Genomic DNA, 3,851 nt, shown 5'->3' on the forward strand with positions numbered 1-3,851 from the left:
AGATTGATTCAAATAAAGGAGGACTCACCTTCTTTCCTGAAATAGCTATCCTTATCAGCATAAATGCCTTCCTTGCTTTAACTGAAAGCTCATCCAGTACTTCTCTGAGTACTTTTTCAATCCCTTCTCTCGAAAAGTCTTTTAAGGAATTCAATTTTGATATTGCTAAATTGATAATTTTTCTTTTATTTTCAATTTTTTTAGAATCTTTTAGTGATTTTTCTTCAATTTCTATTTTCTCCTTAAATAGGAAATCTGTTAAAGGAGCGACATCGGACAAATGTTTAATTCGCTCCTGAATTATTGGAACAATCTCTTCTATTTTATCTCTGTCTTCTTTAGAGATTTTTTTTGGAAGCAAATCTGATTTTTGTAAGAACGGTATAATCAATTCTACTAATTCTTTAATAGTTAAATTTCTTATATAATAGCCATTCATCCAATCCAGTTTTTTGATATCAAATATTGCTGGGTTTTTAGAAACATTTTCAATCGAAAATTTCTCTATTAAATCATCCTTTGAAAATATAGTGGTTTTATCATCATAAGACCAACCTAAAAGGGATAAAAAGTTTAACATTACCTGAGGTAAGTATCCTACTTCCTTATATTCGTTAATAGCTGTTGCACCGTGTCTTTTGCTTAACTTAGAACCATCTGAACCCAAAATCATAGGAAGATGTGCAAATTGTGGAATTGGATATCCAAGCGCTTTGTATAAATTAACCTGTTTAGGAGTATTTGGTATATGATCATCACCTCTTATTACAAGTGAAATTTTCATTGCATTATCATCTACAACTACACAATGGTTATATGTAGGATCTCCATTACTTCTTAAAAGAACAAGATCCTCAATAAATTCATTTTCAAATGTTATTTTATTATGTATCAAATCACATACTTCTGTTATACCTGTTTCAGGTATTGCAAGTCTTATTGCGAATGGTTTTTTTATTTTTAGAAGGTTATCTATCTCTGTTTCTGAAAATTTTCTACATCTCTCATCATACATTGGTGGCCTTTTCTCTTTTAGAGCAATTCTTCTTCTTTCTTCAAGCTCTTTTGGTTCACAAAAACATCTATAAGCTTTTCCTTCTTCTAAAAGTTTGTATGCAGCATTTCTGTAAAGCTTCATCCTTTTACTTTGCTGGTAAGGACCATAATTACCACCAACAACCGGACCTTCATCCCAATTGATTCCTAACCAAGACATTGATTCTAATATACCTTCAATTGCTCCTGAAAAAAGTCTTTTTACATCTGTATCCTCTATTCTGAGTATAAATTTACCACCATGCTTTTTTGCAAGTAACCAGTTATATATTGCAGTTCTTGCATGACCTACATGAAGATATCCAGTAGGGGATGGTGCAAATCTAACTCTAACTTTTTCGTTATTCATATTAAAACAGCTCGTAACCCTCTTTCCAAAGATGGAGGAGAAGAGCTGTCCTCCTTTCTATTAATAATTTTTATTTAAATCTCTTTATAAATTATAATGGTAATTATACTTTTTGCAAATTTTGAAGTGGTATATAATTTAATTGATTAAGCTTAAATGATAAAAACTCATTTTTTGTCTGATTCAATTTCTAAATTTAACTGCAAAATTTAATGAAGTGAGGTTTTAAATTGAAAGATGTATTTATAGATGGTGAAAATCTTACAATTGAGAATATTATAGATGTTGCAAGAAAAGGAGCAAGAGCTTATTTATCGAAAGATGTTGAACAGAAAGTTTTAAAATCAAGAAAAATTGTTGAAGATGCAATAAATGAAAATAAAGTAATCTATGGTGTGACAACAGGTTTTGGCGAATTCTCGAATGTTGTTATTTCAAAGGACAAGTCTAAAAAGTTGCAAAAAAACTTGATAATGAGTCATGCATGTGGAGTGGGAAAACCTTTTAAGAAGGATATTGTTAGAGCAATGATGCTACTTAGAGCTAATTCACTTGCAAAGGGATTATCAGGAGTAAGACCTCAAATAATCAAAACATTGATTGAAATGTTAAATAAAGGAGTTCATCCCATCATCCCGAGTCAAGGTTCTGTGGGAGCAAGTGGAGATTTAACACCATTAGCACATATGGCTTTAGTTATACTAAGTTTGGGAGAAGCAGAATATAATGGTGATATATTATCTGGTAAAGAAGCAATGGAAAAAGCACAAATTAAAACATTAATTCTGGAAAGCAAAGAAGGAATTGCTCTCATTAATGGTACTCAGGCGATGACTGCACTTGGTGTTTTAACATTTTCTGATGCATATAATCTTGTTAAAAGCGCAGAGATTACAGCATCTCTAAGCATGGAAGCAATACGAGGAAATATTGAGCAGTTTGATGAAGATATTCAAAAAGCAAGACCTCATCAGGGTCAAATTGATTCTGCTAAAAATATGAGAAGAATGCTTCTTGGAAGTGAGCTGATAAGTAAAGACGCTAATAGGATTAGAGTGCAGGATCCATACAGCTTTAGGTGTATTCCTCAGGTTCATGGAGCAGTTAGAAATTCTTTAAACCATGTTAAAGAAGTGTTGGAGGTTGAGATAAATTCTGCTACTGATAATCCCCTAATATTTCCAGATAGAGGAGAGATTCTTTCAGGTGGAAATTTTCATGGTCAACCAGTAGCAATTGTACTGGATTTTCTTTCTATAGCAATTTCGCAGTTAGGAAATATTGCTGAGAGAAGAATTGATAATTTAGTGAATTGTAGAGATAAAACATTACCTCATGGTTTGATAAAAGAAAGGGGACTAAATTCTGGATTTATGCTGACACAATATTTAGCTGCATCACTTGTCTCTGAAAATAAGGTATTATCTCATCCAGCAAGTGTTGATTCTATTCCAACATCAGCAGGGCAGGAAGATTTTGTAAGTATGGGTACAATAGCAGCCAGAAAAGCAAAAGAAATATTAAGAAATGTTGAAAAAATTATAGGAATTGAACTATTATGCGCATGCCAGGCAGTAGATTTTCATGATCCAATAAAATTGGGGGAGGGAACAAAATTAGCACACAGTCTATTGAGAGAAAAAATTTCTAAATTAGAAACTGATAGAGTAATGGCTCCTGATATTGAGAAAGCAATTGAATTAATTAAAAGTGGTAAATTATTAAAAACTGTTGAAAATTCAATTGGAAAATTAATTTAAATTAAAAGAAGTTAACCAGGAAATTTAAATTTTTTATAATTAATATTTATTTATTCTATCTTTCAAATTACCTTGATTTTTAAAATGAGGGAGTGATTGTTTTGAAGATTGTTAAAAAACCTAAAGTAGTAAGAGCACCGAGAGGGAAAAAGTTAACCTGTAAAGGATGGGCTCAGGAAGCAGCTATGAGGATGTTAATGAATAATTTGGATCCAGATGTTGCGGAAAAACCTGATGAATTAATAGTTTATGGGGGAACAGGAAAAGCTGCAAGGAACTGGGAATGTTATTATGCAATTGTTGAAGCTTTAAAAAATTTAGAAAATGATGAAACATTACTTATCCAATCAGGAAAACCGGTTGGAGTTTTTAGAACACATCCGTATGCACCAAGAGTACTTTTAGCTAACTCACTTTTAGTTCCTGCATGGGCTAATTGGGAAAAGTTCTGGGAGCTTGAAGAAAAAGGGCTCATTATGTATGGTCAGATGACAGCAGGTAGTTGGATCTATATTGGTACTCAGGGAATTCTTCAAGGAACTTACCAGACTCTATCGGAAGTTGCAGCAAAATATTTTGGTGGAAGTTTAAAGGGAAATTTGTACTGACAGCAGGAATGGGAGGAATGAGTGGTGCTCAACCACTTGCTATAACAATGAATGAGGGAGTTTGTCTTGATGTTGAGG

At 32.5% G+C, this 3,851-nt stretch carries 2 protein-coding genes and 1 pseudogene; 2 read left to right on the top strand and 1 reads right to left on the bottom strand.

The genetic code is table 11. The annotated features are described in order from the left end of the window. The coding region (locus tag KKC53_05805; protein MBU2598664.1) for a glutamate--tRNA ligase at nucleotides 1–1,405 on the bottom strand (1,405 nt) is incomplete at its 3' end. Nucleotides 1,406–1,635: 230 nt separating this feature from the next. Between KKC53_05805 and hutH the strand changes: the two genes are divergently transcribed. Together hutH and KKC53_05815 are read left to right on the top strand one after the other, a co-directional pair. Continuing rightward, nucleotides 1,636–3,165, top strand: coding sequence for a histidine ammonia-lyase (gene hutH / locus KKC53_05810; GenBank protein MBU2598665.1), 1,530 nt, complete (start codon nucleotides 1,636–1,638; stop codon nucleotides 3,163–3,165). A 185-nt stretch (nucleotides 3,166–3,350) separates the two neighbouring features. Then, nucleotides 3,351–3,851, top strand: a pseudogene (locus KKC53_05815) (urocanate hydratase).

The organism is Actinomycetota bacterium (genome assembly GCA_018830725.1).
Classification (GTDB): Bacteria; Actinomycetota; Humimicrobiia; order JAHJRV01; family JAHJRV01; genus JAHJRV01.